The 24107-nt window shown below is 40.8% G+C and carries 28 protein-coding genes, 1 tRNA gene, 4 pseudogenes and 1 riboswitch; of the genes and pseudogenes, 18 read left to right on the top strand and 15 right to left on the bottom strand.

From position 1 onward, the window contains the following. The first annotated feature begins 77 nt into the window (after window positions 1–77). Both FB592_RS07285 and FB592_RS07280 read left to right on the top strand, forming a co-directional pair. The gene (locus tag FB592_RS07285) at window positions 78–245 is read left to right on the top strand and encodes a YjfB family protein (protein ID WP_014476499.1); all 168 of its coding nucleotides are present in this window, start codon (window positions 78–80) and stop codon (window positions 243–245) included. A gap of 128 nt (window positions 246–373) precedes the next feature. Further along, window positions 374–847: a YjfA family protein gene (locus FB592_RS07280; protein ID WP_038828764.1), complete on the top strand. Its 474-nt coding sequence runs from the start codon at window positions 374–376 to the stop codon at window positions 845–847. Window positions 848–886: 39 nt separating this feature from the next. Here FB592_RS07280 and pdaC read toward each other — a convergent pair whose 3' ends face one another. Next, window positions 887–2290 carry a peptidoglycan-N-acetylmuramic acid deacetylase PdaC gene (gene pdaC / locus FB592_RS07275; protein ID WP_032725486.1) on the bottom strand — a complete coding sequence of 468 codons (1404 nt, stop codon included), beginning with the start codon at window positions 2288–2290 and terminating at the stop codon, window positions 887–889. 252 nt (window positions 2291–2542) lie between these two features. Here pdaC and cotT point away from each other — a divergent pair, with 252 nt between their 5' ends. From cotT to FB592_RS07250, 4 genes are all read left to right on the top strand, one after another. Next, the gene (gene cotT / locus FB592_RS07270; protein WP_014479515.1) at window positions 2543–2776 is read left to right on the top strand and encodes a spore coat protein CotT; all 234 of its coding nucleotides are present in this window, start codon (window positions 2543–2545) and stop codon (window positions 2774–2776) included. 111 nt (window positions 2777–2887) lie between these two features. Continuing rightward, window positions 2888–3889, top strand: coding sequence for a heme o synthase (gene cyoE / locus FB592_RS07265; protein WP_174616633.1), 1002 nt, complete (start codon window positions 2888–2890; stop codon window positions 3887–3889). A 605-nt stretch (window positions 3890–4494) separates the two neighbouring features. Next, window positions 4495–4824, top strand: coding sequence for a YjdJ family protein (locus FB592_RS07255; RefSeq protein WP_141949409.1), 330 nt, complete (start codon window positions 4495–4497; stop codon window positions 4822–4824). A gap of 131 nt (window positions 4825–4955) precedes the next feature. Continuing rightward, entirely contained in the window at window positions 4956–5150 is a 195-nt protein-coding gene (locus FB592_RS07250) for a DUF4177 domain-containing protein (RefSeq protein WP_003232825.1), read from the top strand. Window positions 5151–5191: 41 nt separating this feature from the next. On the opposite strand, the gene ybaK is transcribed toward FB592_RS07250, so the two are convergent. Next, entirely contained in the window at window positions 5192–5671 is a 480-nt protein-coding gene (gene ybaK / locus FB592_RS07245; RefSeq protein WP_072174191.1) for a Cys-tRNA(Pro) deacylase, read from the bottom strand. A 228-nt stretch (window positions 5672–5899) separates the two neighbouring features. On the opposite strand from ybaK, the gene FB592_RS07240 reads away from it, so the two are divergent. Then, on the top strand, window positions 5900–6295 hold the full coding sequence (locus FB592_RS07240) for a hypothetical protein (RefSeq protein ID WP_009967031.1): 396 nt from the start codon (window positions 5900–5902) through the stop codon (window positions 6293–6295). 218 nt (window positions 6296–6513) lie between these two features. Beyond that, window positions 6514–7020 (top strand): GNAT family N-acetyltransferase, encoded by a 507-nt coding sequence (locus FB592_RS07235; RefSeq protein ID WP_021479509.1) that lies wholly within the window; start codon window positions 6514–6516, stop codon window positions 7018–7020. A gap of 45 nt (window positions 7021–7065) precedes the next feature. Here the strand turns inward: FB592_RS07235 and FB592_RS07230 are convergent, their stop codons facing one another. From FB592_RS07230 to manR, 4 genes are all read right to left on the bottom strand, one after another. Further along, window positions 7066–7548, bottom strand: coding sequence for a YjdF family protein (locus FB592_RS07230; RefSeq protein ID WP_141949408.1), 483 nt, complete (start codon window positions 7546–7548; stop codon window positions 7066–7068). Between the two features lie 168 nt (window positions 7549–7716). After that, window positions 7717–8664, bottom strand: coding sequence for a mannose-6-phosphate isomerase, class I (gene manA / locus FB592_RS07225; RefSeq protein ID WP_141949407.1), 948 nt, complete (start codon window positions 8662–8664; stop codon window positions 7717–7719). 14 nt (window positions 8665–8678) lie between these two features. Further along, window positions 8679–10631 (bottom strand): PTS mannose transporter subunit IIABC, encoded by a 1953-nt coding sequence (gene manP, locus FB592_RS07220; RefSeq protein ID WP_141949406.1) that lies wholly within the window; start codon window positions 10629–10631, stop codon window positions 8679–8681. Window positions 10632–10777: 146 nt separating this feature from the next. Further along, a complete protein-coding gene (gene manR / locus FB592_RS07215) occupies window positions 10778–12724 on the bottom strand; it encodes a mannose transport/utilization transcriptional regulator ManR (protein ID WP_141949405.1) in 1947 nt (648 codons plus the stop codon). Between the two features lie 558 nt (window positions 12725–13282). Between manR and FB592_RS07205 the strand changes: the two genes are divergently transcribed. After that, a complete protein-coding gene (locus tag FB592_RS07205) occupies window positions 13283–13630 on the top strand; it encodes a BLB8/JUQZ-1 family protein (RefSeq protein ID WP_003232839.1) in 348 nt (115 codons plus the stop codon). 159 nt (window positions 13631–13789) lie between these two features. Here FB592_RS07205 and FB592_RS07200 read toward each other — a convergent pair. From FB592_RS07200 to FB592_RS21065, 5 genes and pseudogenes are all read right to left on the bottom strand, one after another. Next, window positions 13790–13966, bottom strand: a pseudogene (locus FB592_RS07200) (SDR family oxidoreductase); the annotation flags it as partial. A gap of 194 nt (window positions 13967–14160) precedes the next feature. Next, entirely contained in the window at window positions 14161–14478 is a 318-nt protein-coding gene (locus FB592_RS07195; protein ID WP_015252322.1) for a putative quinol monooxygenase, read from the bottom strand. A 232-nt stretch (window positions 14479–14710) separates the two neighbouring features. After that, window positions 14711–14929, bottom strand: coding sequence for a hypothetical protein (locus FB592_RS07190; protein WP_038828777.1), 219 nt, complete (start codon window positions 14927–14929; stop codon window positions 14711–14713). Between the two features lie 150 nt (window positions 14930–15079). Then, window positions 15080–15445 carry a hypothetical protein gene (locus FB592_RS07185; protein WP_038828779.1) on the bottom strand — a complete coding sequence of 122 codons (366 nt, stop codon included), beginning with the start codon at window positions 15443–15445 and terminating at the stop codon, window positions 15080–15082. Between the two features lie 229 nt (window positions 15446–15674). Beyond that, complete coding sequence (locus FB592_RS21065; protein WP_260438889.1) at window positions 15675–15806, bottom strand: hypothetical protein; 132 nt, start codon at window positions 15804–15806, stop codon at window positions 15675–15677. A 228-nt stretch (window positions 15807–16034) separates the two neighbouring features. On the opposite strand from FB592_RS21065, the gene FB592_RS07180 reads away from it, so the two are divergent. The 4 genes and pseudogenes from FB592_RS07180 (at window position 16035) to FB592_RS21055 (ending at window position 17229) form a co-directional block, all read left to right on the top strand. Next, complete coding sequence (locus tag FB592_RS07180) at window positions 16035–16286, top strand: RNase A-like domain-containing protein (protein WP_250622533.1); 252 nt, start codon at window positions 16035–16037, stop codon at window positions 16284–16286. Between the two features lie 16 nt (window positions 16287–16302). Further along, window positions 16303–16593 (top strand): contact-dependent growth inhibition system immunity protein, encoded by a 291-nt coding sequence (locus FB592_RS07175; RefSeq protein WP_038828781.1) that lies wholly within the window; start codon window positions 16303–16305, stop codon window positions 16591–16593. Between the two features lie 92 nt (window positions 16594–16685). Next, window positions 16686–16877: pseudogene (locus FB592_RS21060) on the top strand (hypothetical protein); the annotation flags it as partial. 67 nt (window positions 16878–16944) lie between these two features. Further along, window positions 16945–17229, top strand: a pseudogene (locus FB592_RS21055) (contact-dependent growth inhibition system immunity protein). A 157-nt stretch (window positions 17230–17386) separates the two neighbouring features. Here FB592_RS21055 and FB592_RS07160 read toward each other — a convergent pair. Then, a tRNA-Val gene (locus tag FB592_RS07160) sits at window positions 17387–17459 on the bottom strand. A gap of 172 nt (window positions 17460–17631) precedes the next feature. Between FB592_RS07160 and FB592_RS07155 the strand changes: the two are divergent. Together FB592_RS07155 and FB592_RS07150 are read left to right on the top strand one after the other, a co-directional pair. After that, window positions 17632–18767, top strand: a pseudogene (locus FB592_RS07155) (DUF819 family protein). 69 nt (window positions 18768–18836) lie between these two features. Further along, window positions 18837–19382: a GNAT family N-acetyltransferase gene (locus FB592_RS07150; protein WP_003245116.1), complete on the top strand. Its 546-nt coding sequence runs from the start codon at window positions 18837–18839 to the stop codon at window positions 19380–19382. A gap of 32 nt (window positions 19383–19414) precedes the next feature. Here the strand turns inward: FB592_RS07150 and metC are convergent, their stop codons facing one another. Further along, window positions 19415–20587 carry a cystathionine beta-lyase gene (gene metC, locus FB592_RS07145; protein ID WP_014479474.1) on the bottom strand — a complete coding sequence of 391 codons (1173 nt, stop codon included), beginning with the start codon at window positions 20585–20587 and terminating at the stop codon, window positions 19415–19417. Next, window positions 20580–21701, bottom strand: a complete 1122-nt coding sequence (metI, locus tag FB592_RS07140; protein WP_003232857.1) for a cystathionine gamma-synthase/O-acetylhomoserine thiolyase — start codon at window positions 21699–21701, stop codon at window positions 20580–20582. The genes metC and metI overlap by 8 nt, the downstream gene beginning before the upstream one ends. 67 nt (window positions 21702–21768) lie before the next feature. Further along, a riboswitch (SAM riboswitch) is annotated at window positions 21769–21889 on the bottom strand. 167 nt (window positions 21890–22056) lie between these two features. On the opposite strand from metI, the gene FB592_RS07135 reads away from it, so the two are divergent. Genes FB592_RS07135 through FB592_RS07125 form a run of 3 tightly spaced genes read left to right on the top strand, consistent with a single transcriptional unit; the run spans window position 22057 to window position 23757 of the window. Beyond that, window positions 22057–22779 (top strand): esterase family protein, encoded by a 723-nt coding sequence (locus FB592_RS07135; RefSeq protein WP_101502001.1) that lies wholly within the window; start codon window positions 22057–22059, stop codon window positions 22777–22779. Between the two features lie 36 nt (window positions 22780–22815). Beyond that, window positions 22816–23331 carry a YjcG family protein gene (locus FB592_RS07130; protein WP_003232861.1) on the top strand — a complete coding sequence of 172 codons (516 nt, stop codon included), beginning with the start codon at window positions 22816–22818 and terminating at the stop codon, window positions 23329–23331. A gap of 3 nt (window positions 23332–23334) precedes the next feature. Continuing rightward, entirely contained in the window at window positions 23335–23757 is a 423-nt protein-coding gene (locus FB592_RS07125; protein ID WP_003245407.1) for a GNAT family N-acetyltransferase, read from the top strand. 72 nt (window positions 23758–23829) lie between these two features. Here the strand turns inward: FB592_RS07125 and FB592_RS07120 are convergent, their stop codons facing one another. Further along, a complete protein-coding gene (locus tag FB592_RS07120) occupies window positions 23830–24084 on the bottom strand; it encodes a hypothetical protein (RefSeq protein WP_038828785.1) in 255 nt (84 codons plus the stop codon). Between the last annotated feature and the right edge of the window lie 23 nt (window positions 24085–24107).

Below are 24107 nucleotides of genomic sequence, written 5' to 3'. Positions count from 1 at the left end.
CAACAGCGAAAATTAAACCATTTTTCACTGTAAAATCATACAAACCCGCCGATAGGTAAGGCATAGGAGGTGGAACGATGGATATTCCTGCTTTATCAGTTGCAATGCATCAAGCATCCCTTGCCCAGAATGTTAATATCGCTTTAACGAAAAAAATGCTGGACACCGCCCAGCAAAATGCCGATCAAACCTTAAAGATGATTCAGCATCCGACTCTCGGACAAACCATTGATGTAAAAGCTTAACCTCACACCAAAGGCGGCCAATAACTCCATCCTCCCGGCCGCCTTTATTGTTCACAAAAAAGCATGCATGTTTTGATTGTTCCTCCGTATGATTTATTGTTTGCCATATTAAGGAGGTCATAAAGGATATGAAAAGACTGTTTACGAAGGCTTCATTGGTGTTATTCGCAGTAGTATTTATTTTTGCCGTCAAAGGAGTACCCGCCAATGCGGAAACCCATGCCTACGATGGAAAAAGCCCTTATTACAATGATTGTGCGTCCACTGGCTCTACAAAAAAATCCTCAAACTTAGTGAATGCCAGCAATCAAGTCATCGGAGTAGTCGAGCTTAAATTCAGCAGTACATGTAAAACGGCTTGGGCAAAAATCACGATGAATAATACATTGACGTCTGGCTTTGAAGCAAATGCGGAGATTACCCGAAACACGGACGGAAAGAGATATAATTGTGATTCTGCAGGCGGCAATGGAAAAGCGGTGGCCGGCCAAAAGTCTTGCTATACACCGATGGTATATGATTTAGATCCAAGGACTTCTTACGCTTTCGGCAAGTATTCAGGACCAAACTTAAATGTTTGGGCGACCACAGGCTCTTATTAAATAGAAAAAAGGCTGTCCGTACGGACAGCCTTTTGTAATTTATTTCGCTTCTCTTTGTTTTTTAACCTCTTCAAGCTGAGAAACCGTCACCAATTGATATCCTTGATCGGTGAGCTTTTTCATAATTTCATCGGCCGCATCAGCAGAGGTGCGGTAAATATCGTGAATTAAAATGGTTCTTCCATCTCCCGCCTGACTCATGACACGGTCAACGATTGTTTTTTTGTTACGGTCTTTCCAATCTTCCGGGTCAACATCCCATAACGCAACATCCATTTTCATTTGACTCCGCAGTTCATCATTAATGCCGCCGTATGGGGGTCTTACAAGCGTCGGGCGGTATCCGCTAATTTTTTCAATGATGTCTTGCGTGTCATTGATCTGCTTTAACGCTTCTTTCACTGAAAGCCTTGTGAGAAGTGGATGGCTCCATGAATGGTTCCCCACCTCATTTCCTTCTTTCAGCATTCTTATTAGCGTTTCCGGATAATATTGAACCCTGCTCCCCAAAACAAAAAACGTGGCATGACCCTTATATTTCTTCAAGGAGTCTAGAATTTGATTTGTTGTCGCAGGATTCGGGCCGTCGTCGAAAGTAAGCGCAATGACTTTTTGATTTGGATCAACCGTTTCCTCTTTGGGTAAAGAAATCACTTCATGCTTCGGCTTTTGTTCTTTGATTTTATTTTTATTTTTTGCTTTATCAATATATTGTTCTTTCAGAATGTCTTTCAAAAGACTTTTCTTAATGGCAATCGATTGCTCTCCAAGATAGCCTGCTGCAACCTGATATGTGTCAAAGTAAAGTTCGATATAATCCTCCTTGATGGCAAAGCGGCTGAAATTTTCTTTTTTCGGAGCCGTCCCTTCCTTTAACAGTGCATCGTCCGCTGCAATGTCCTTATTCTTTTTCAGTTCGTGATAAGCGATTAACGAAAGCTTATGTAAGTAGTCAGCGTCCTCTTTGAAAATATCATCAATGGAAAGAAACGCTTGTTTACTAAAATCATAGTTAAACGTTTTTTTCACGGTTTGCCCGTGTGCCCCGCCGATGTATTTATATTCATTAAATACAATCGCCACTGTCTGTTTGGCATAATGGACAATTTTATAATCAACATTTAATTCGTTGCGTTTTGTCGTATGCTCTTGGTCAACGTCTTTTGTTTCCTTTTGAAATTGACGAACCTCTTTTTCTGCGAATCTTTTTAATGCCGAATCCATTTTTTCATTTTTGAAAACGGGATAGTTAACGGCGTAATTAAAAGTTTTCCCGTCATTCACAAGCGTTGCGATCTCAACATTCCCATATTGAGAATCAGTTCTTACTTTATTCATGACCGTTTCTTTTTTCAATGAATGATTATGGAAAAAGCCGATAAGGCCCACCACACATACAACTGCTATTAATACATGAAACCATTTGATTCTTTTTGCCAACAACAAAAACTCCTTCTTTCGTAGCCATTTCGATTTACTCTTCATCAGTTGGAACTGTATCTATTTAGAAATGCTTTTGTAACATTGTAGTAACATTTATTTCACATTTGTAATACTATGAGATTTAGAAGTTCATGTCAATCCTTTTTAAGGAATTTCATCATAAAAAAACCGAGTTTCATAAATGTACATACACCCAACTTAAGCATCAAGAATATGGTAAAAGGAATAAAAAAAGCTAGGGAGGTTTTCCTCTTGGATTACCCTTTGAATGAACAGCCATTTGAACAAATTACCCCTTATGATGAAAGACAGCCTTATTATTATCCGCGTCCGAGACGGCCATTTTATCCGCCTTATTATTATCCGTTCTACCCGTTTTATCCGCGCCCGCCTTATTACTACCCGCGCCCGCGCCCGCCTTACTACCCTTGGTACGGTTACGGCGGCGGTTATGGCGGAGGATATGGCGGAGGTTACGGTTACTAGTCGCCGCATATCAAAATGGGGGCAGTCCAGCTCCCCATTTTTTTATTTTAAAAATGACAATATCATGACAAATATAGGAAATAATTGTGATTCCGTATCCCTCTTGTTACGATAACAAAAGCATGCAGTTTTAGGGGGAGGCGTCTATTTTTGGAGAATACAAGAGATTCTGCAGCCATATCTGAAACAAAATACATAAAAGCTTCAAACCGGGTAACCATTTACGATTTTATCAAACTTGCAAAACCCGGCATTATCATATCAAACTCGATAGCAGCCTTCGGCGGGTTTTGGATCGCGTTTGCAAGCGCAGAAAAAACGTTAACCGGCATGGCTTTTTTGATGACAATGGTAACAGCAATGTTGGGAACCGCGTTTGTGATGGCTTCCGGCACTGTCTATAACAACTATTTTGATCGGCATATGGACGCAAAAATGGCACGCACTCGCAGCAGGGCCTCGGTCACAGGGAAAATGCCGCCAGCCATGATCTTAACATATGGCTCTGTTTTAGGGATCGCAGGTCTTGCCATGCTTTATTCCCTCAATCCATTAACGGCCTTTCTCGGACTGGCCGCCTTTATTTTTTATGCGATCATCTATACGGTATGGGTGAAACGAACGTCTGTGTGGAGCACATTTGTCGGGAGCTTTCCAGGTGCTGCGCCGCCATTGATGGGGTATTGTGCCGTAACCGGTGACCTCAGTATGACAGCAGTGCTGTTGTACACGATTATGTTTCTGTGGCAGCCGCCGCATTTTTGGGCGATTGGGATAAGACGCAAAGAGGAATATCGTGCCGCTGGCGTTCCGCTCTTGCCAGTAGTCAAAGGCAACCATGTAACAAAAATAAAAATGATGCAATATATTGCCGTCCTGGTGCCGGTCACGCTATTATTTCCTTTCTCTCTCGGCACCGGCCATATAAGCCCATTTTATTTTTTAGCCGCCTTGGTTCTCGGAGGCATATGGATCAAAAAAAGCATCAAAGGATTCAAAACAGACGATGACGTGAAGTGGGCAAAGGATATGTTTGTCTACTCACTTATTTATTTTTGCTTGCTGTTCTTCATCATGATGATCGATTCATTTATGATGTTTCTGATCAGATGATGCAAAAAGAGCCACACATTAATGTGACTCTTTTTTGTTTGGAAAAACAGCATCTAATAGAAATGTCATGGCAAAAAACACAACCATGCAAATCAAAAATCGTATAATCTCACTCAAAATCCAGCTATCAGCTATGCGCATACCATCGGTTTCTCGGAGGATTGCGCATATTGAAAAAATCATGAGTATGTTTTTTAGGGTTTCTTTGTTCATAAAATACCATCGCTTTCTCGATAGGATGACTTAAAGGCAATGAGATAAGTCATCAAGATATAAAATATGTCGCATCGTTGCATGTTTTGATTGAAAGAAATCATTGTTTTTTTGCCAGCCAATTGTAAAGCTCAGGCAAACAGATGAAAACCGTTTCTGTGAAAAAGCAGATTAATCGAATGCTTCTATACTCTCTCCACAAATAAATACATTTGTTTCTCTAATCTATAAACCCTCACTCTTTTTCCATCATCAGGTATTATAAGCCAAAAACAAACAAAAAAATAGACTTGCGTTTGAGTTGTATGGAAGTGAAATTGCAAGAATAACCCATACGGTGGTAATATATTGTTTAATTTTCCCATATTCATAGATTTGGAGGTCATACAAAAGTGAAGGGAATATTTTTAGTTGTTCAGCTTGGATTTTCTATTATGATATTTCTGTTTTTAGCTGCTGTTAATTGGTATCAAGGAAGCGAGCTTGTTTCAGATCGATTTGATTGGAACTATACTGCTAAACTCTCAAAACTGCTAAATGGAATTGATACCGTCAGCAGCCCCAAACAAATTTCACAGCTTGATTTTTTCATCTATTCCGCTAAACACTACCCTGTTATGAGTGCGTTAATGATCATCTCTTTCTTATATGTTCTGGCCGCTCTTTTTTTACTTATATACTCAGTCAAATGCAATAAGCAAGAGATTCATTTGGACTGCTGACCCGGTGAAATTCGTTTTTATAGCCCATTAACTCTTCAAGATGTTCCTGTGTTTAGTGAGGCAGACCTTAACCTATGTTTTCGGAACTTCTTGCTCAATTATGCGTATACCTTAATAGGAGGAATCAAACGATGAAAGAATATGAATTCGTAAGAGTTGAGCTGAGTACGATGAGAAGAAGGCCTAAAGAAGACTACCAGCAAATCATCCATGATTATGCGAAAAGAGGCTGGAGATTTGTTCAGATTTTCGCTCCCAGTATAGATGGGTATGGGGCAGCTGCTTATTTTGAAATCATATTTGAAAGGGATGCGGAAAAAGCTTAATCGATATGACTAAGCTTTTTTGTTTCCCCCTATATCTGCATCTATACAATTTCTGCAAATGCGGCATCACATGATCTTGCTAAATCCTGTGGCGCCAACTTTAGCTGCATACCGATTTTCCCTGCACTCACAATGATAAAATCAAGCGTTTCTGCAGATGAATCAATATAGGTCGGGAACAATTTTTTCATGCCAATTGGCGAGCAGCCGCCGCGAAGATAGCCAGTTACCGCTAATAGCTCCTTCATTGCAATCATTTCTATTTTCTTTTCCCCTGTCACCTTTGCTGCCTTTTTTACATCTAACTCTTCTGCAACGGGTACAACAAAGACATAATAATGATTTGTTCCTGCTGCTGCAACCAACGTTTTATATACATATTTCAAAGGATAACCGATTTTTTCCGCAACAGAGATGCCATCTACCGGCTGGCCGTCTGTTTTATACCCTAATACCTCATAAGAGATGTTCTGCTGTTCTATCAGACGAACCGCATTTGTTTTTGCCATTTTTTTCGCCATTGTTTTCACCCACTATCAAAATGATGTATGTCTAACTTCTTGCAGTAATATGTAAATTCTATCATCCTAACCTGCATTTTCAAGGTTACTAGCATTGAATCAACGAAAGGACAAATTGATTTCCTTGGACGCCTATAGCCCATTATTAGACTACATGGAACAAAACAGGAATGAACAAATAACTCTCACATACAATTTGTATGAATGGAAAATAAAGGAGTGGTTGCTTTGTATCATTACTTTTATGGCCCTGCGTTAATTCCTTACTTTTCACATACTCATAACCCTCAAAGAAGTCCAGACTTTTCAGAAAGACAGCGAAGAAGAGAAATCACATTGACTGTAGATGGCTTTGTCCCCCCATCTTCCACCGAAGATCTTGGAGACGGCTTTTATTCTTACGCATGGACGAACCAACAGGTCATCAATCCAGGTGAATACTTAGTTTGTCATCTTGAAGGAAGAGATATCAACGTGATAAATGGTGGGTTCACTCCGCGCGATACTGCTCCATTGTATGCGGTAGCAAGCTTTCCAAGACGAAGAAACCAATGGGTCATTATCATTCATAATCCTGTGCAAACCCAAAGAGCCATATCGCTTTATTTGATTGCGAAAAGGTAGCACAACATGTTATCAGAAACCCTGCATTCAGGAACAGAAAAACGGGTAGGGACACATTAACATCAGCATTTTCCTACCCGTTTTTGGGCTGGGCAAACTCTCACCTGTCACTCTTTCAATTCCCCTCAATTTCTTCATCTTTCTCTACTGCCAAGGTATCAGAGAAAATTGTTATATGTTATCATTATTCCCAGTAAAAAGAAAAGAGGATTAGATATATGGTTCTCCTTGAGACGAATCGATTACGATTAAAAACGATTGATATTCCCCTTCTTGACGCCGCGTCTAAACAAGATCATCAGGCTATCAAAGACTTAGGTTATGAAACAAATGGTGAATGGCCAAATTCTGATTTTTTTGAAGCGATACCTTATTTCCGCGAGATTTTAGTCAAAAACAATGGAACAAAAGGATTTGATTCATGGATTATTGTAAAGAAGGACAGCCATGAAATTGTTGGGGGAACTGGATTTTTAGGTGACCCAGACGAAAATGGCATGATTGAAATCGGTTTTGCAACAAATAAAAGTCATCGCCGCAAAGGTTATTGTGTGGAAGCCGCCCAAAAACTAATAAACTGGGCATTAAGCCAAGAAACAGTAAACCGGATCACCGCAAGATGCGAACATGATAATCTAGGCTCACAAAAAACCTTGGAGAAGTTAGGGTTTATATTGAATCATAAATCAGCGGATTATAAACATTGGATATATGTTACAAAGTAGAGTCCTTAATTACAAAAGCAGGCACTGCGCCTGCTTTTGTTTGGATTATTTACCTTTGTGCTTCTTTTTCGCTTTTTGCTTTTTGAGCATATACCTTTGCTCTTTTACATGTTCTCGTTGTTCTTTCATTATTTGTTTTTTCTTTTGCTTTCTTGCTTCAAGCTCTAGCTTTATCGCCTCTTGAGCTTTAGAAGCTACTCCGGCGTTTTTCAACTCTTTTGAAACCTGGCGCTGCAATCTTTTTGGATTGATCTTTTTTTGACGTCTGCCTTGTAAACTCACTCCTTCCTGCTCAGCTTGGGCCAACATATTCAGGAGTTGGTTATGAACAAACTCTAATACTTCAGAATCCCTCGGCTCTTTGCCAAAAAGATGACGAAAGGCTCTTAGCTTTCCATTGTCCACAACTTCAACAACGCCTACCCAAAACTGACCATCGTAGTAAATCGTTAATTTCATAACGATTCCCTCCTCATAAAAGATATTAAAGAATGATGGACATCCCGAGGAGGGGAAGGTTACTGACATTCTCAATCATGCATCCGGACTACCAACCGAATCGTGTTTTTTCATTCTTTACCATATACAGAAAAGAGTGTAACATTTCTTCTCCAACTATTAAACTCTTATTTTATTTAGATCATTGCTGGAGAATAGGCGTCTTCACTCGCAAATTTATTTCTCAAGCCCTGCATGTTACAGATGGGAGACGATACATTCTGCATATCCTTCGAGTTTAAATTCTCCAAGACCGTAAGGCAGCAACATATGATCTCCTTTTTTGAAAGGATAGACATACTCACCAGAGATCATACGGCCCTCCCCTTCAATCACACTGATAAGAAGGAATGGTTTTTGCTGCTTTAAGCTTGCTGATCCTGATAAGTTCCATTTCCCCACCGAAAAGTAAGCGCATTCAACCAATGTCGTTGTAAGCAAATCCTCAATTTGTTTATGGTGAACTGTATGCCGTTCTGGAATAGACGGGACCTCTATCACTTCGATGCTCTTTTTCAGATGAAGCTCGCGCAGCTTGCCTTCTGCATCTTTTCGGTCATAATCATATAATCTGTAGGTTGTGTCAGAGTTCTGCTGCGTCTCCAAAGCAAGAATTCCTTTTCCAATCGCATGAACAGTACCGCTTGGCACATAGAAAAAATCCCCCGGCTTTACCTTTACACGGCGCAAGAGCTCATCCCATTCTCCACGCTCGATCATGGTAGTTAGTTCTTCCTTTGTTGTTGCATTGTGGCCATAAATAATCTCGGCATCTTTTTGGCAATCAATAATGTACCAGCATTCTGTTTTTCCAAGCTCACCGTTTTCATGTATGTTGGCATATTCATCATTCGGATGCACCTGAACAGATAAGTCCTGGTCAGCATCTAATATTTTTGTAAGCAGAGGGAAACGGTCCCCTTCAAGCTGTCCGAATAAATGTCTGTGATGTTCCCATAATTCGCTGAGCGTGAACCCCTTATACATTCCGTTTTGAACAACGCTTTGACCATTTTGATGCGCGGCAAAAGCCCAGCACTCTCCTGTTCGTTGTGACGGAATGGTATAGCCAAAATCAGCTAAAGCGGTCCCGCCCCAAATTCTTTCTTTGAAAATAGGCTTGAAAAATAACGGTTCAATCGTCATGAAAATCCCCCGCTTTATTCGATTTCTTCTAGCAGCTTGTATGCTTCTTCTGTTGTTTGCACGGAGAGCAGCCGCTCCCTATAATTGTCATCCATTAGCTTTCGAGATAGCATCTGCAGTATTTTGAGATGCTGGTTTCCCCCGCTCTCTTTCGGTACAGCAATCATAAAGATTAATTTAGCTTCTGATCCATCCAGGCTATTCCAATTAACACCTGATCGTTTGATCCCAAAGGCAACACTCGGCTCCCTGACCGCCTCAGACTTTCCGTGCGGAATCGCGATATTCATGCCAATCGCCGTTGTTCCCTGTTGTTCACGATTCAAAATGGCTTGTTTAAACCCGCTCTCTGAAAGCAGCGCACCTCTTCGGGACAATTTCTGAATCAATTCATCTATGATGTCATCCCTCGTTTCCCCCGATAAATTTGGTTCAATTAATTCCGGGCTGATAATGTCTGTCAGTTTTTTAAATTCCGACATCTTAGCTTTTTGGCTTTGAATTGGCTGCTTTATTTCATTTGCTGCCGCAGCTTCACTTGGCGCGGAGGGCGGTGCAGTTTCACTGAGCACAGGAGACGCCGTAATATCCTTTTTTAGTACATTGACGAACAGAGCAGTGACAAGAGATCCTGCAATCACAGCAATAAAAAACATCAAGACATGATCAACTGCGCCAAGCACTGCAACGATAGGTCCGCCGTGCGCCACTCTGTCTCCCACATTGCCAATCATGGCTATCACAGAACCTGTCATTGAGCCTGCCATAATACTTGGAATAACGCGCAGAGGGTCCTGCGCCGCAAATGGAATCGCTCCTTCAGTAATGCCGAAGAGCCCCATCGTAAATGCCGCTTTCCCCATTTCTCTTTGAGATGCCTCGAATTTTCTTTTTCCTAAAAACGTCGCAATGCCAAGGCCAATCGGCGGGATACAAATAGCGACAGCAATTGGTCCCATAATTTCATAATTTCCTTCTCCAATCATTGCCGATCCAAACAGAAATGCCACCTTATTTACGGGACCCCCCATATCAAATGAGATCATCGCCCCTAAAATCAATGCCAGAAGGATCGAGCTCGACCCTTTCATCCCCGCCAGCCAAACTGTTAAAGAGGCGAAAATTTGAGCTACAGGCGCGCCTATCAAAAATACAAACGCTAAACCTACAATCAGTGATGCAAACACCGGAATAATAATAATCGGCATAATCGGCTGGATGGCTTTTGGAACTTTTAATTTTTTGATCCAAAGTGCAGCGTATCCGGCCAAAAACCCGGCAATAATCCCCCCGAGGAATCCGGCGCCGCTTGCGCTGTCATAAAAACTTCCAGTCGCCGCAATATATCCGCCGATCATCCCTGGCACAAGCCCCGGTTTATCAGCGATGCTATAGGCGATATAGCCGGCTAAAATCGGAATCATAAATGAAAATGAAGCACTGCCGATCTGTTCAATCGTTTTCCAGAAGGAATCATCCGGAATAACTAAGCCTTTAGGTGTTTTCTCCCCTCCAAGCGTTAATGCAACCGCTATCAATAATCCGCCGACAACAATGAAAGGAACCATAAATGAAACGCCGTTCATTAAATGACGGTAAATTGGATTTTGTTTCTTCTCCTGATGATTACCGGATTCCGATTTTAAAGCGGAACGATAGACCGGTATATCCCCGTTAAGAGCTTTTTGAATCAATTCTTCCGGTTTGCGGATGCCGTCCTGTACCCCCACAGACAGCAGTTTTTTGCCTATAAACCGGTCTTTGTTTACCGAACGGTCTGCAGCAATAATGATTGCGTCCGCTTCGCGAATTTCGTCTTCGGTTAGCTTATTTTCAACACCAATCCCTCCCTGGGTCTCAACTTTGATGCTAACGCCCAGTCTGTCAGCAGCTTTTTGCAGATTTTCCGCTGCCATATACGTATGGGCGATTCCATTCGGACAAGATGTAATCGCTAAAAGTTTCATAGGAAACCTCCTTTAAAGTGTGAATAATAAGATCTTGTCTCAACTGTATACCGAAATCAGCTCATTAAAATCGCTTTTTTTACCATAGGTTCCGGTAATAAAGGCATTTTTCCCTATAACAAAAAAAGCAAGGAATAATCCCTGCTTTAATAATCCAAATGAGATAAAAATGTCATGACATTGGCTTCTTTCGTCAGCTTCTGGACGAAGGCCGGCTGCTCGCTAAGATATGAAAGCTCGCTAAACAGCTGCTTTGTCATGGTTTGATCCTCGTGTTTGACAGCCAGCATAAAAACGAGCGAAACTTTTTCATTTCCCCATTCAAGCGGCTCCTTTAATGTGGCAATCGCGATTGCTGATTGTTTAATAAATTTAGCGTTTGCATGAGGAATGGCAATGCCTGACCCAATATTTGTCGCCGACATTTTTTCCCTCATCACCGCATGAACCGCATAGTCCTTATCAACATAGCCTTTCTCAAACAAAGCTGTCGCCAGCTGTTCGATTAACTTGTAGCGATGCTCCGCCTCCTGCTGCAAAAAAACCAAAAAAGGAGTCGTATTGTTCAGCATCTGAAACGTTTTTTGTTTTTGGCGGTGTGATTCGCCCAGCTGACGTATAAACGCACTTAATTTCTTCTCTTCGCCAGGCTCTAAAAGCGGAGATACAACAATATGGGGAACCGTAATATTCTCCAGCGCAATGGTGGATATGACAAGATCAATATCCTCATGCTTTTTGATATAATCCTTTAAATCGGCCTTTGCAATACAAGCCATTACAGCGATTTGGTGATATTTCCGTTCAATTTTTGTCCGCAGCAATTGTGACATCCCAATCCCCATGTGGCAGACGATAATCGCCTTTTTATGTGTTTCGCTGCTGCACTGCATCCGTTCGATCGCTGCCTGAAAATGCAATGTCAAATACGCTGCCTCTTCCTCAGGAATATGAAGATCAAACGTTTGATTGATCTCTTCCAAAACATCAATGATGAGGTGGAACAAATAAGGGTACATCTTTTTGATGTCATTGAGCATAGGATTTGCTACAGAAAGATCGTAGCTCAGCCGTTGCAGCACAGTATTGAGATGAATGTTCAAACCATTGATCAAATCCTGATCCTTATGAAAATCCATCATTTTCAGCTCTGAAACACGATTGATTAAATGCCCTACAATCTTAGGAAGCACAGCATTTTCAAGGTTCTCTTCTGTCTGCAATGGATAACGAACTTTACCGCCCAATATATGTAATGTTAAGTACACGGCTTCTTCTTCTGGGAAGCGGATTGCAAAAACCGGTTCAAGCCGCTGTAAACAAGCAAATGTCCATTGATATTCTTTCTTCTTTTTTACTGCCGCCATTTCTTTTGGGGACAATGAAATCGGCTGCTTCATTTTGATGCGGCGGACCATTAACAATGTATGCAGCAGCAAACTTTCAAACGTTTCGTCTGTGAAATAGAGGGAATGCTTTTTTTGTAGTGATTTGATTTCTTTCGTCACAAAGTCTACTTCATAATGTAAAAACTTACTTTTAATAAATTGGCTGGTAAACGCTGTATTGTGGATCAAATCAGATATTCTTGCCAATGCCTTTCTTTTATTTCTTTCGTTCCCTTCAACCTTTAATCCAAGCCGCTGCCTAGAAACCAGCGTGAGATCAAAACGCTTCAGCCACTCTTCTACTGCGTATAAATCCTTTTTTATGGAAGATCGATTGACAAAATGCCGAGCAGCAATGTCTTTTGCGGAAACAGGCTTCGGATTCATTAATAAGTCATAAGCAATGTGCAGCATTCTTTCTTCATCGCTCCGCTGCCTAGAAGAAAAATGTTCAGTATGTAATTGTTGGCTTAGCCAGGTCCTTTCTTGTTCTTCTATATGTAAATAAACGCCCAACCCTGGTTTTCGAATAAGCTGTGCATGAGAATGCTCATTTAGATAATCCTCGATCACTTTCAAATCATTCCGGATTGTTTTTTCAGAACACTGTACCCTATCTGCGAAATCTTGCACAACTAAATAGTCATCAGGTTCAGATAACAACAGATACAAAATCTCTTTTTGTCTTGTATTTATGTATTCCATCTGTTTTTCTATCCTTCCTGTCAGTATCTACTTGAGCAAATTGATAGTATAAGTATACTATATAAGAAACCGTTTACATTATAAAATAAAATCATAGAGACAAAAGTTTCGTTTTTTACCGAAGCTTCCGGAAAAATACGATTTTTATATTCTTTGAGTTTGCTATGTAATGTATTTTTTATCGTATACAGCAGAAATTCATAAAAATACTCCAATTCTTCACCTATTTAGAACGAAGATTTTCTAATGTATGAGTACGAAAGTAAGAACATGATGAAGAAAAGTGATTTGGTATCTTCGGGGATAAAGTGCAGGTAACAAAATTCCCACACGCTCAACAAACTAATAACCATCAAATGTGTGCTATTAACATTTTAAGGATGGCCATTCTCTCTCAGCAGTTTTCCATCATAAATAAACTCTGTGCAGGGCACACAATAGTCTTAGCTCAAATCAGTTGATCGTTCACATATTATTAACATTTATTTACAAGGAAAATAATTACTTTTGCTGAATTGTTATAGTGCAAGACAAAAAACTTTAAAGGAGTGTTTCAAAATGAATTTCAAAAAAACTGTTGTTTCTGCTTTATCGATTTCTGCGTTAGCTCTGTCGGTCAGCGGGGTAGCTTCAGCTCATGAAATAAACTCCACACCTACTGAAGTAAAGAACATTTCTATTTCACCTACACATGTTATCAAGATTCAAGACTATAATTTACCTCTAAAAGTTGGAGAAACCTATTCTGTTAAAAATAATTCAGCTACTCGTTATTGGACTGATAACCAAAAAGTTGCGGAAGTCGATCAAAATGGTTTAGTGACGGCTAAATCAAAAGGGAAAGCCACGATTACTTTGTTTAAAGGTACTGCAGTATTCGGAAAAGTATATGTAACGGTTTATTAATCTCTTATCCGCCAGATTTTCTGGATGCAAAACATGCATGAATAAAATAAGGTCCCCCTCTAAAAAGAGAAGGGACCTTATTTTATTTCAATTGCGCTTCAAGTTTAGATTTAGTTTTGGGAATACATCATACATTGGTGTATATTGTGTTTCAGTAGCTTAGCCCCGAATAAATCCACCTTCTGAATGAATAATTTGTCCAGTTATCCATTCAGCCTCATCACTTGCAAGAAAAGCAATCATTCGTGCTGCATCATCTGGTGTGCCAATACGCCCCATTGGAAATTTAGGTGAAAGAAAATTTCTTATTTCATCTGTCATCCATGTAGAAATGGTAACAAGTTATCCAAAGAATATAATCCATGAAATCAAACAGAGCTGACTTTGAATACATTTCAAAATCAGCTCAAAAAAAACATTTTCGTCTCAAAAAATATTAAATAGAAAAAATAAGAGTTGGACAACAATTTACTACTTAATCACAAGTGGCTGATTCTAAGTCATTGAATGTCTTTTTTTTAAAGAGCCTTTCAATCATTCACATTGCTTTTCATTAACCATTCTACTTCCGTTAATTCTTGTTTTTGAACGTCTATTGTGTGTTTTTTCGTGAAATGGGTTTTCACAGCTTCTTCGTTTTCCCAAATCTCCCAAAGCATTATTTTACGTTCTGATGGCTCAAGCGGATAAGCATGGAATGTAATACAACCCTCTTCTTTGTTCGTTTCTTCCTCAAGTTTTTTGAATTCCTTCATTATCTCATTAAGGTCTTTATCACTGATGATTTTTAAACATGCCGTTATGTAATGCATCGAAATTCCCCCTCCTATCATTTTATGGCTTTTCATTATAACATTTTCTTGAAAAATAAATATAACTGCGACATTGATTGCTCGAGTTAATCAATCGCTGTATGTAAAGGATTTAAAAATTGAAATCAAATAAAAAACCTTCATTTTATAGGAAGGTTTAAAAGTTATTTTATCAAGTTTGTGAAATATGTTTGGTATAGTTTCACTGTAAAGTCTGTAGCGAAACCACGTACTAAAACAAATGACAAGCCCCGGATAAGCTTAATCTCTATTTAAAAGTTATACAGTCATTCTCACCTTTGAATTTGTGTTTGAGTTTCAACCATTTTTTGATGATAGAGGTTTCAAATTCTTTTGAGTTTGCATAAGCAGGTGCAGTCCCAAAGGCAATGTCTTCAACATAAGAATCGTTACTTTTTTCTAAGTATTCTATGGTTTGATTAACTCCATGTTGATCCACCGCACGAATCATCTTAATAACATTCATTGATTTTAATACCAACTTCTGACGATGGTAAATGCGGATTCACAGGACACCACTAATATATCTTTCTAACGTTTAACCGAAAAAAACCGCAATTTGCTTGCGGTCTATATTATTACGTTTATATTTTTGCGCATTCCCATCTGTTTCTGGCTACAATAGTTTAGTTAGAGTTATCCCAGATACCCAAGTCAGAATATAGCCACTCAAGACAGTGTAGGGCGCAATTTCATTTATGAGAGATTTAGAGAAGATGAAATATAAGACAAAAAAGATAACTGCCGCTCCGCTTAAAACGTAAAATGCTTTTTTGTTTTTAACAGTTAATCGTTTCGATTGTGTGATCTTGTTAAAAAGCAATGGGCTTCCAGTGTAAATGCCGAAGAAAAATGTAACAATAATAGACCACAACAAACCAACAATCGAAAAATAATCCTGATGAAAAAAACCATCAAAAGACCATCTACTTAAAAAAATAAAGCCAAGTAAATAAACAAATGACAATATAACCTTGACCAATTACATCCCTCCCCTTCATTCAATATACACCCGCCAAAAGATTGTTTAAATGGGCAAGCATCATTTACCTTTTAATGGTAAAATCACCTCTAAAAAAATCATTGACAAAACGGCTAAGTATGCAATTTCCAATTCTGATTACACGTTTGTAAAGTATGGTGGCAACCGCCACGGTCATATGGAATTACATTCACACCAAAGGGAAACTGTTACACACATCTCGTTTCTATTAAGTAAAAGAGCCTTCCTGATAGTTAAATAGAGTAAGAGTCATAACAGTTATTTGCTTTTGTTCTTCAAAATATTGATGCCTCGTTACCTCTGCGTATTCGTTTAATCGGTTTCCCTTTCCGAACATCATCCATAAAAAAACGCCTCCTATTCCGGTTTAATAGAATAAGAACGTTCAAACATGGTAACGGTCACCGCTACCCTGCATTCCTAATACGCCTAAGTCAACGCAATAAAAAATGGCTATAAACATTGATATAACGCCTCTAACCGCCGTGTCTGATTCCGACTGGGTTCGAACCAGCGACCTCTACCCTATCAAGGTAGTGATTATCTTCTGAGCTGTTAATTTTTATTCCTGACAAATACTACCGCTGAGAGAATTGCTAATGCAGTCTTAAACGATCCAAAAAATATAAAGAAAATCGAAAATTGGATTGATGATCCTAAAAAACCTAAATTAATGTTAAAATACAAGGGCGATGGAGAAATAATCGGCAGAAGTGTAACAAGAAATTCAGAACTAGTAGAGAACGTTACAAACGCAAAAATTATACTCAAAAAAGATAACAACGGTAACTTTATTCTTACAGGATATCCAACCAAATAGAAAGAGAGGAAGTATCATGGATGAAAGTTATGATTTCTTAGACGAATTAGAAAATTTTTTAGGTGCAACATTTCATCAAGATATCAGATCCCCTGAACACGCATTAGACGAATTTATTGAGGAAATTAGTAAAGAAGGTTTGCTATTTACAGTTAAGTTTTGTGAAGAGTTTCTAAATAGCGATCTAACTAAAGAAAAAAAGGAAGACATTATAAAGTGTAATGCAGAAATATATTTCCCGACACTTGGATTACCACCTATAGAATGGTTGAAAAGTGTAATAGAAAAACTAAAAGAAGCTATTTAAAAGAAACACTGAAAGGCCCCTATTTTAAGAGGGCCTTTTTATATTACTTCAATTTCGCTTTTGTAGCTGGTTCATAATAGCCATCGATACCTGAAGAAAATACAATTAGCTATTAGAAAATTGTAATAAAGAAGATTTATATTGGATCAGTGAAGTATTTGAAGATTTAGCTAAAAGTTTACAAAGTAAAGAACTTATTAATTGTTTAAGAAAAATTAGATGAAAAATACCCTGACTTAGAGATGACAAATGATATTGATATAGCAGAAAGTTATATAGAATAAGATACGTACTATCTCTTAGATTTGAAGTTAATCGTTCTTAGTAGTGATAAGTAATGATTGAACCGAAATTCCTGATCCTGTGTTTAGATTCCTTGGTGGGTATTTCTAACAGGATATTGATTCTCCAGAGTCAGCACTGGACGAATACTTAGAAGAGATTCCAAAAGAAGAGCAAGAAACTGATATAGTTGCATTGAAAGATTTTATTAACAGCGATTATTCGGATGAAGAAAAGAATGGTTTTATCGATGAAGCTGCTGACGGAGTGGACGTTCTTAGTTACGGCGTATCTCCAATCATATGGCTCGAACAAGTTATTCAAAAAATCGAAAAGAATATTGAAACTTTATAATCCATTAAACCTAGCATAGAAACAGAGCTGATTTTGAATTCACTTCAAATTCAGCTTAAAAAACTTCCGTCCCCAATCCGTCCCCAACTCGATGAATGATGACAAAATCAATAAATAAACAAAGTAAAAAACCCTTGCTGCGCAAGGGTTTAAGCTATGATTCCGACTGGGCTCGAACCAGCGACCTCTACCCTGTCAAGGTAGCGCTCTCCCAGCTGAGCTACGGAATCATGATATGTATGTGTTACTGGGTATGTTGTTGTCTTTCTGACAAGTTCTATTATATAACCTCCTCCTCTATTCGTCAACTGCTTTTTTAGAAAAACTTTTTTTGGACTTGCTGTTCCGTTCCCCGGCTATTATAATATGTCTTAATTTTCTAACAATAGAGGTGATGGGGTTTTGCATTCTTTGATTTCTTCTGATGATGTATGGGTATTATGGGGGTTTATTGCGGTGTGGGCGGCAGTGAGCATCGGGCTGGAGCAGCGCTTTAAGTGGGCGTCTGCTGTGTCGGGCGCTATTATCGCCCTTGCAGGTGCTATGGTGTTTACAAATGTAGGAGTGCTTCCTGTTGAGTCGCCTGTGTATGACACTGTGTGGTCTTATGTGGTACCACTGGCGATACCACTTTTATTGTTTCAGATCAATGTTCGGCAAATTTTTAAGGAAAGCAGGCGTTTGCTGTTTATTTTTCTGATTAGCTCCGCTGGCACTGTGCTTGGGAGCATTCTTGCTTTTTTTCTACTTAAACAGCATATTCCTTACTTAGATAAAATCGGTGGGATGATCAGCGCCTCTTATATCGGCGGCGGGGTCAACTTTGCGGCGATGGCGGCAAAATTTGAGACGCCTGGTGAATATGTGTCGGCTACCGTTGTGGCTGATAATTTTATGATGGCGCTTTTGTTTTTTATTTTAATCAGCATTCCTGCACTCAAATGGTTTCAGCGGCATTATGCCATGCCGTTTGAAGAGAAAGTAAAAGCCGATGGAAACAGCGGAAACAGTGCTGAAAGCTATTGGAAACGGAAGGATATTTCCTTAAAGGATATCGCTTTTAATGCCGGTGCCGCTTTCGCGCTTGTTGCGGTTAGTATGAAGGTTTCCGGTTATTTTAAAAGCATTTTTTCTCATCCCCTGCTGACCGGTACGCTTGGCGATCAGTACCTAGTTCTTACGTCTTTAACTGTTCTTATCATTTTTCTTTTCCCGCGTTTTTTTGAAAGGCTCAATGGATCTCAGGAGCTTGGAACCTTTTTGATTTATTTGTTTTTTGTGGTGATCGGCATTCCTGCCGATCTCCGCTTAATCGTCACGAATGCGCCTCTTATTCTATTATTCGTGTTTATCATTGCGATTAGCAATTTAGCGGTTTCCTTAGCTGCCGGAAAATTGTTCCGTGTGCGGCTTGAAGAAATTCTGCTCGCCGTCAACGCTACTGTCGGGGGACCGACAAGCTTGTCGGTACGCTCGGCTACTTAATCGGCAACTATGTTGGCACTTTTATGGGAAATTGGTTTTCTTCCTTCTTATAAAAAGGATATTTGCATTTCCCTGAGAATAATGTAAGAGGAATGCTGACATGAGAACGGAGAGATCACTATATGTTAAAAGGAAAAACCATTTATGTTAGACCTTTAGAAGTAACGGATGCCGAAGAAAATCTGGGGCTGCAAAGCGAAAATCGAGATTTTTTCGAACAGTTTTCTATGATACGCGCAGACGATTACTATACGGTTGAGGGGCAAAGAAAACGAATAACCGAGTATCAGGAAAGACTTGAGAAAGATGAAGAATATCATTTTGGCATCTTTACAGCGTCAGACGATAGATTAATCGGGACGGTTTCGCTCTTTCAAATCATCCGTGGCGCGCTGCAAACTGCGTTCATCGGGTATTTTTTAGACAAAGCCCATAATGGAAAGGGCATTATGACAGAGGCAGTCAGATTGGTTGTTGATTATGCGTTCCACGAATTGAAACTGCATCGGATTGAAGCCGGTGTGATGCCCCGTAATCTCGGGTCCATGCGTGTTTTAGAAAAAGCGGGATTTCATAAAGAAGGCATCGCCCGAAAAAATGTAAAAATTAATGGCGTTTGGGAGGATCATCAAGTCCTCGCGATTCTGAATCCTGATGACGAACAATAATAAAAGAAGCCGGACCATCCCCGGCTTCTTTTTTAACGAACCGCAACTGGAGCAATTTCTTTCAGCGCTTGTTCGAAATCGTGTTCTAAATCGTCTGCATGTTCGACGCCGACACTCAGACGGAGCAGGCCATCAGTGATACCGCGTTTTTCACGCTCTTCCTTAGGCATTGCCGCGTGAGACATCGTTGCCGGATAGGACAAAATCGATTCCACGGCGCCAAGGCTGACAGCGAAGACTGGAAGTGACACATTCTCGACTAACTTCTTAACGGCCTCTTTGCTTTCAAGCTCAAAAGATAGTACGGCGCCCGCTCCCGTTGACTGGCTTTTATGGGTTTCAGCGCCGGGATGATCAGCCAGTCCCGGATAATACACGCGCTTCACCGCCGGATGCTTTTGGAAAAATTCCGCAAGCCGCTGGGCTGTTTGACTCGCCTTCTCTAAACGGACCTGCAATGTTTTTAATCCGCGCAGGACAAGCCAGCAATCCTGTACGCCAAGGACGGCGCCGAACGCGTTTTGCAGCTTATACAGCTGCTTCCCAAGCTCTTCATCTTTGACAGCAGCCAAACCTGAGAGCACATCGCTGTGTCCGCTTAAGAATTTTGTCGCGCTGTGAAGTACAATATCCACGCCGAGGTCAAGCGGACGCTGCAGTGCCGGTGTCATGAATGTATTGTCCAGAAAGGTCAGACAGCCGTTTTCTTTTGCAAGCTGAACAATCGCTTTAATATCCGTAATCCCAAGTGTCGGATTTGATGGCGTCTCCATATAAATGACCTTTGTGTTCGGCTTGATGCTCCGCGCCACTTCATTACGATCCGTCATGTCGACAAACGTATGCTCAATGCCAAACCGGGTCAGCACCTCTGTCACCATACGGAAGGTTCCGCCGTATACATCTTCTGTCACAAGAACGTGATCACCCTGTGACAGCAGTAAAAATGCTGTTGAGATGGCAGCCATGCCTGAACTGAAAGCAAATCCTCTTGTTCCGCCTTCCAGTGCGGCAATTGTTTCTTCGAGAGCTGTTCTTGTCGGCGTGCCAGAGCGGCTGTAATCATATGCCCCGAACTCTTCAAATGAAGATTGGTGAAAAGTCGAGGCGTGCTGAATCGGTACACTGACCGCCCCGGTTCCGCCGTCTGTTTTAAATGGATTGTGCACGAGCTGGGTTTCCAGCGTCCAATTGTGTTTACTCAAAAGAAACAGCTCCCTCTTTGACCTGACATAATGCCTGTTTTAGATCCTCTTTTAAATCTTCCGCATGTTCAATACCGACAGAAAAGCGCAGCAACCGATTGCACACCCCGTTTGCGATGCGGATCTCTTCAGGAATATCCATGTGCGTCTGGGTCGCAGGGTATGTAATAAAGCTTTCCACCCCGCCGAGGCTTTCTGCAAAACAAATGGTCTTCAGCGCTTTTAAAAACGGATTGACCCATTCTTCTTTTTGCAGACGGAAGGACAGCATGCCGCCTTTTCCGGGATACAGCACATCCGAAATTTCTTCCTGCTCTTCTAAAAACGCCGCAAGCTCCTGCGCGTTTGCCTGATGCTGACGCATTCTGAGGCTCAGCGTCTTCATTCCTCTCATCAGAAGCCACGAATCAAATGGCGGCAGGACGGCGCCGATCGCATTTTGATGCTGAAACATTTCCTCTCCGAGCCGCTCATCCTTCACCACGACAAGTCCAGCAAGCAGATCGTTATGCCCGCCTAAATACTTGGTTGCGCTGTGAATGACAATGTCAGCTCCCAGCTCAAGCGGCCGCTGCAAGACCGGTGTATAAAATGTATTATCTACAATCAGCAGAAGACCGTGCTCCTTTGTAATCCGGGCAATATGTTCAATGTCCGCCTCCTGCATAAGGGGGTTTGTCGGCGTTTCCACAAACACCGCTTTTGTATTCGGCGTAATCTTAGAGCGTAAACAGTCCTCATCGCTGAAATCATCATAATGAAAAGTCAATCCGTATTTTTTCCATTCATTTTCAAATAAACGGTACGTGCCGCCATATAGGTCCGATGAAACGATCAGTTCATCTCCGCTTTTAAACAGCGCCATAATCGTTTGGATAGCAGCCATTCCCGAACTAAAGGCAAGCCCTCTCGCGCCGTTTTCTAAGTTAGCGATCGCGTCCTCAACAAGCTGGCGTGTCGGATTTTTTGTGCGGACATAATCAAATCCGGTAGATTCTCCGATCCCTCTGTGGCGGTATGCTGTTGATAAATAGATAGGAGCACTTACTGTTCCCGTGACTTCATCGCTACGGTTCCCAATTTGAGCTAATTTCGTTTCAACGTGCTGTGACATATAGCTGACACCTTCCCTTTTCAAAATAAAAACCCCTTCTTCATAAGAAGAAGGGGTTTAACGCTTCTTCTTATCTTCCAAGCATAAAAAACGCTTGCTGGATTTAGCACCTTGGCGCTTTGCACATGCAAAACAAGCCGGTTGCTGAGGTTTCTAAGGGCCAGTCCCTCCACCTCTCACGATAAGAAATATCGATTTCAATTTTCTGATTGTTTTATATTAGCGCAATTCACAGTTTATTTCAACACTTTTTTCTTCGTGTGCCGAACCGTTTAAAGAGAGAAATTTCTAATAATTCATGGTACAATAATTGAAAATGCAAGAAAGTATAGTGATGTCCTGGAGGAATGTTTTTATGGCACCGAAAAACGGCACAGTGCAAGAAAAGAAATTCTTTTCAAAAGAGCTTAACGAGGAAATGACCTTGCTTGTTTATCTGCCGTCCAACTACTCCCCGCTTTATAAATACCATGTCATTATCGCACAGGACGGCCACGATTATTTCAGGCTGGGGAGAATCGGCAGACAGGTTGAGGAATTGCTGTCGAAACACGAAATAGACCGGTGCATTATTATCGGTGTTCCCTATAAGGATGTAAAAGAGCGCAGAAACACCTATCATCCGGAGGGTTCAAAATTTTCGGCGTATAAACGGTTCATCGCCCATGAGCTCGTTCCTTTTGCAGATGATGAGTATCCAACCTATCAGATCGGTTATGGCCGAACCCTGATCGGTGATTCGCTCGGAGCGACCGTATCACTTATGACAGCGCTTGATTATCCGAATATGTTTGGCAACATCATCATGCAGTCTCCCTATGTTGACAAACACGTACTAGAAGCCGTGAAACAGTCAGGCGATATCCAACACCTCTCTATTTATCACCAAATCGGAACAAAAGAAACTGACGTCCACACGACAGACGGGAACATTCTGGACTTTACAGAACCGAACCAGGAGCTGAAGCAGCTGCTGGAGAAGAAGCTTTCCGATTATGATTTTGAGCCATTTGACGGAGACCACAAATGGACATACTGGCAGCCGCTCATCACCCCGGCGCTGAAAAAAATGCTTTAACACTCTATCATACTTTATTTCCAGGAGGGACATAATATGAAATACGGAATCGTTTTATTTCCATCAAAAAAGCTCCAAGACCTTGCAAACTCTTACAGAAAGCGTTATGACCCAAGCTACTCTCTAATCCCGCCTCATTTGACGCTGAGAGCATCCTTTGAATGCGCGGAGGAGAAAGCGGATCAGCTCGTATCACATTTAAGAAACATCGCAAAAGAGTCCCACCCACTCGTTCTCAAAATGACAAAATACAGCTCATTTGCGCCTGTCAACAATGTCATTTACATCAAAGCAGAACCGACGGAAGAGTTAAAAACACTCAATGAAAAGCTATACACCGGTGTGTTGGCAGGAGAACAGGAATATAATTTCGTTCCGCATGTGACGGTCGGCCAAAATCTTTCCGACGATGAGCATTCAGATGTGCTGGGACAATTAAAAATGCAGGAAGTGTCGCATGAAGAAATCGTTGACCGTTTCCACTTGCTTTACCAGTTGGAAAACGGATCGTGGACAGTATATGAAACCTTCTTGCTAGGCAGAGGAGAATAATGTTTGAAAGCAGTTATCGCAAAAAATGAAGAACAACTGAAAGATGCATTCTATGTAAGAGAAGAAGTCTTTGTCAAAGAACAAAACGTGCCTGCTGAAGAAGAAATTGACGAACTTGAAAATGAGTCAGAGCATATCGTCGTGTATGACGGTGAAAAGCCTGTCGGTGCCGGAAGATGGCGCATGAAGGACGGCTACGGCAAGTTAGAGCGGATTTGCGTACTGAAAAGCCACCGCTCAGCCGGTGTCGGCGGCATCATTATGAAAGCGCTCGAAAAAGCCGCGGCAGACGGAGGCGCTTCCGGTTTCATTTTAAACGCGCAAACACAGGCTGTGCCGTTTTACAAGAAACACGGGTATCGCGTGCTTTCTGAAAAAGAATTCCTCGATGCCGGCATTCCGCACTTACAAATGATGAAGGACTGAACGCATCCGGATCTTTTGAGATCCGGATTTTTACTGCATATAAAAAAACCGTTCTCTGGTATGAACGGTTTTTTATACATATCGATTAATATATGTGCCCATTCCTTTTTCTCGCAATCTCTTATAAAGAGAGCGCTTACGTTTCATCTCGTTTACTTTTCTTTCAGCGGCCGTTTGATTCTCCTGCTGCTTTTCCAGTTCTTTGTATACCCGCTGAAACGGGACATAGCTGATTTTTTCGGTTCCGGCATAATCCTGCTTATGTCCAATCGTTCTATTAGCATATTGAGCGTATTGCTGGTTTTGAATGTGACCTGCATATATCATACAATACCCACCCCTCTGCTGTC

The sequence above is a fragment of the Bacillus sp. SJZ110 genome, assembly GCF_006715455.1.
Classification (GTDB): domain Bacteria; phylum Bacillota; class Bacilli; order Bacillales; family Bacillaceae; genus Bacillus; species Bacillus subtilis.
The sequence above is the reverse complement of the archived record's forward strand: the minus strand, read 5'-3'. Positions and strand labels throughout refer to the sequence as shown.

What these genes read in the sequence shown, in the direction of transcription:
- FB592_RS07285 (WP_014476499.1), top strand. Translation starts at nt 78, where the DNA reads ATGGATATTCCTGCTTTATCAGTTGCAATGCATCAAGCATCCCTTGCC.
- FB592_RS07280 (WP_038828764.1), top strand. Translation starts at nt 374, where the DNA reads ATGAAAAGACTGTTTACGAAGGCTTCATTGGTGTTATTCGCAGTAGTA.
- FB592_RS07250 (WP_003232825.1), top strand. Translation starts at nt 4,956, where the DNA reads ATGAAAGAATATGAATTCGTAAGAGTTGAGCTGAGTACGATGAGAAGA.
- ybaK (WP_072174191.1), bottom strand. Translation starts at nt 5,671, where the DNA reads ATGGCGAAAAAAATGGCAAAAACAAATGCGGTTCGTCTGATAGAACAG.
- FB592_RS07235 (WP_021479509.1), top strand. Translation starts at nt 6,514, where the DNA reads ATGGTTCTCCTTGAGACGAATCGATTACGATTAAAAACGATTGATATT.
- FB592_RS07230 (WP_141949408.1), bottom strand. Translation starts at nt 7,548, where the DNA reads ATGTCAGTAACCTTCCCCTCCTCGGGATGTCCATCATTCTTTAATATC.
- manA (WP_141949407.1), bottom strand. Translation starts at nt 8,664, where the DNA reads ATGACGATTGAACCGTTATTTTTCAAGCCTATTTTCAAAGAAAGAATT.
- manP (WP_141949406.1), bottom strand. Translation starts at nt 10,631, where the DNA reads ATGAAACTTTTAGCGATTACATCTTGTCCGAATGGAATCGCCCATACG.
- manR (WP_141949405.1), bottom strand. Translation starts at nt 12,724, where the DNA reads ATGGAATACATAAATACAAGACAAAAAGAGATTTTGTATCTGTTGTTA.
- FB592_RS07205 (WP_003232839.1), top strand. Translation starts at nt 13,283, where the DNA reads ATGAATTTCAAAAAAACTGTTGTTTCTGCTTTATCGATTTCTGCGTTA.
- FB592_RS07195 (WP_015252322.1), bottom strand. Translation starts at nt 14,478, where the DNA reads ATGAAAAGCCATAAAATGATAGGAGGGGGAATTTCGATGCATTACATA.
- FB592_RS07190 (WP_038828777.1), bottom strand. Translation starts at nt 14,929, where the DNA reads ATGAATGTTATTAAGATGATTCGTGCGGTGGATCAACATGGAGTTAAT.
- FB592_RS21065 (WP_260438889.1), bottom strand. Translation starts at nt 15,806, where the DNA reads ATGATGTTCGGAAAGGGAAACCGATTAAACGAATACGCAGAGGTAACG.
- FB592_RS07175 (WP_038828781.1), top strand. Translation starts at nt 16,303, where the DNA reads ATGGATGAAAGTTATGATTTCTTAGACGAATTAGAAAATTTTTTAGGT.
- FB592_RS07150 (WP_003245116.1), top strand. Translation starts at nt 18,837, where the DNA reads ATGTTAAAAGGAAAAACCATTTATGTTAGACCTTTAGAAGTAACGGAT.
- metI (WP_003232857.1), bottom strand. Translation starts at nt 21,701, where the DNA reads ATGTCACAGCACGTTGAAACGAAATTAGCTCAAATTGGGAACCGTAGC.
- FB592_RS07135 (WP_101502001.1), top strand. Translation starts at nt 22,057, where the DNA reads ATGGCACCGAAAAACGGCACAGTGCAAGAAAAGAAATTCTTTTCAAAA.
- FB592_RS07130 (WP_003232861.1), top strand. Translation starts at nt 22,816, where the DNA reads ATGAAATACGGAATCGTTTTATTTCCATCAAAAAAGCTCCAAGACCTT.
- FB592_RS07120 (WP_038828785.1), bottom strand. Translation starts at nt 24,084, where the DNA reads ATGATATATGCAGGTCACATTCAAAACCAGCAATACGCTCAATATGCT.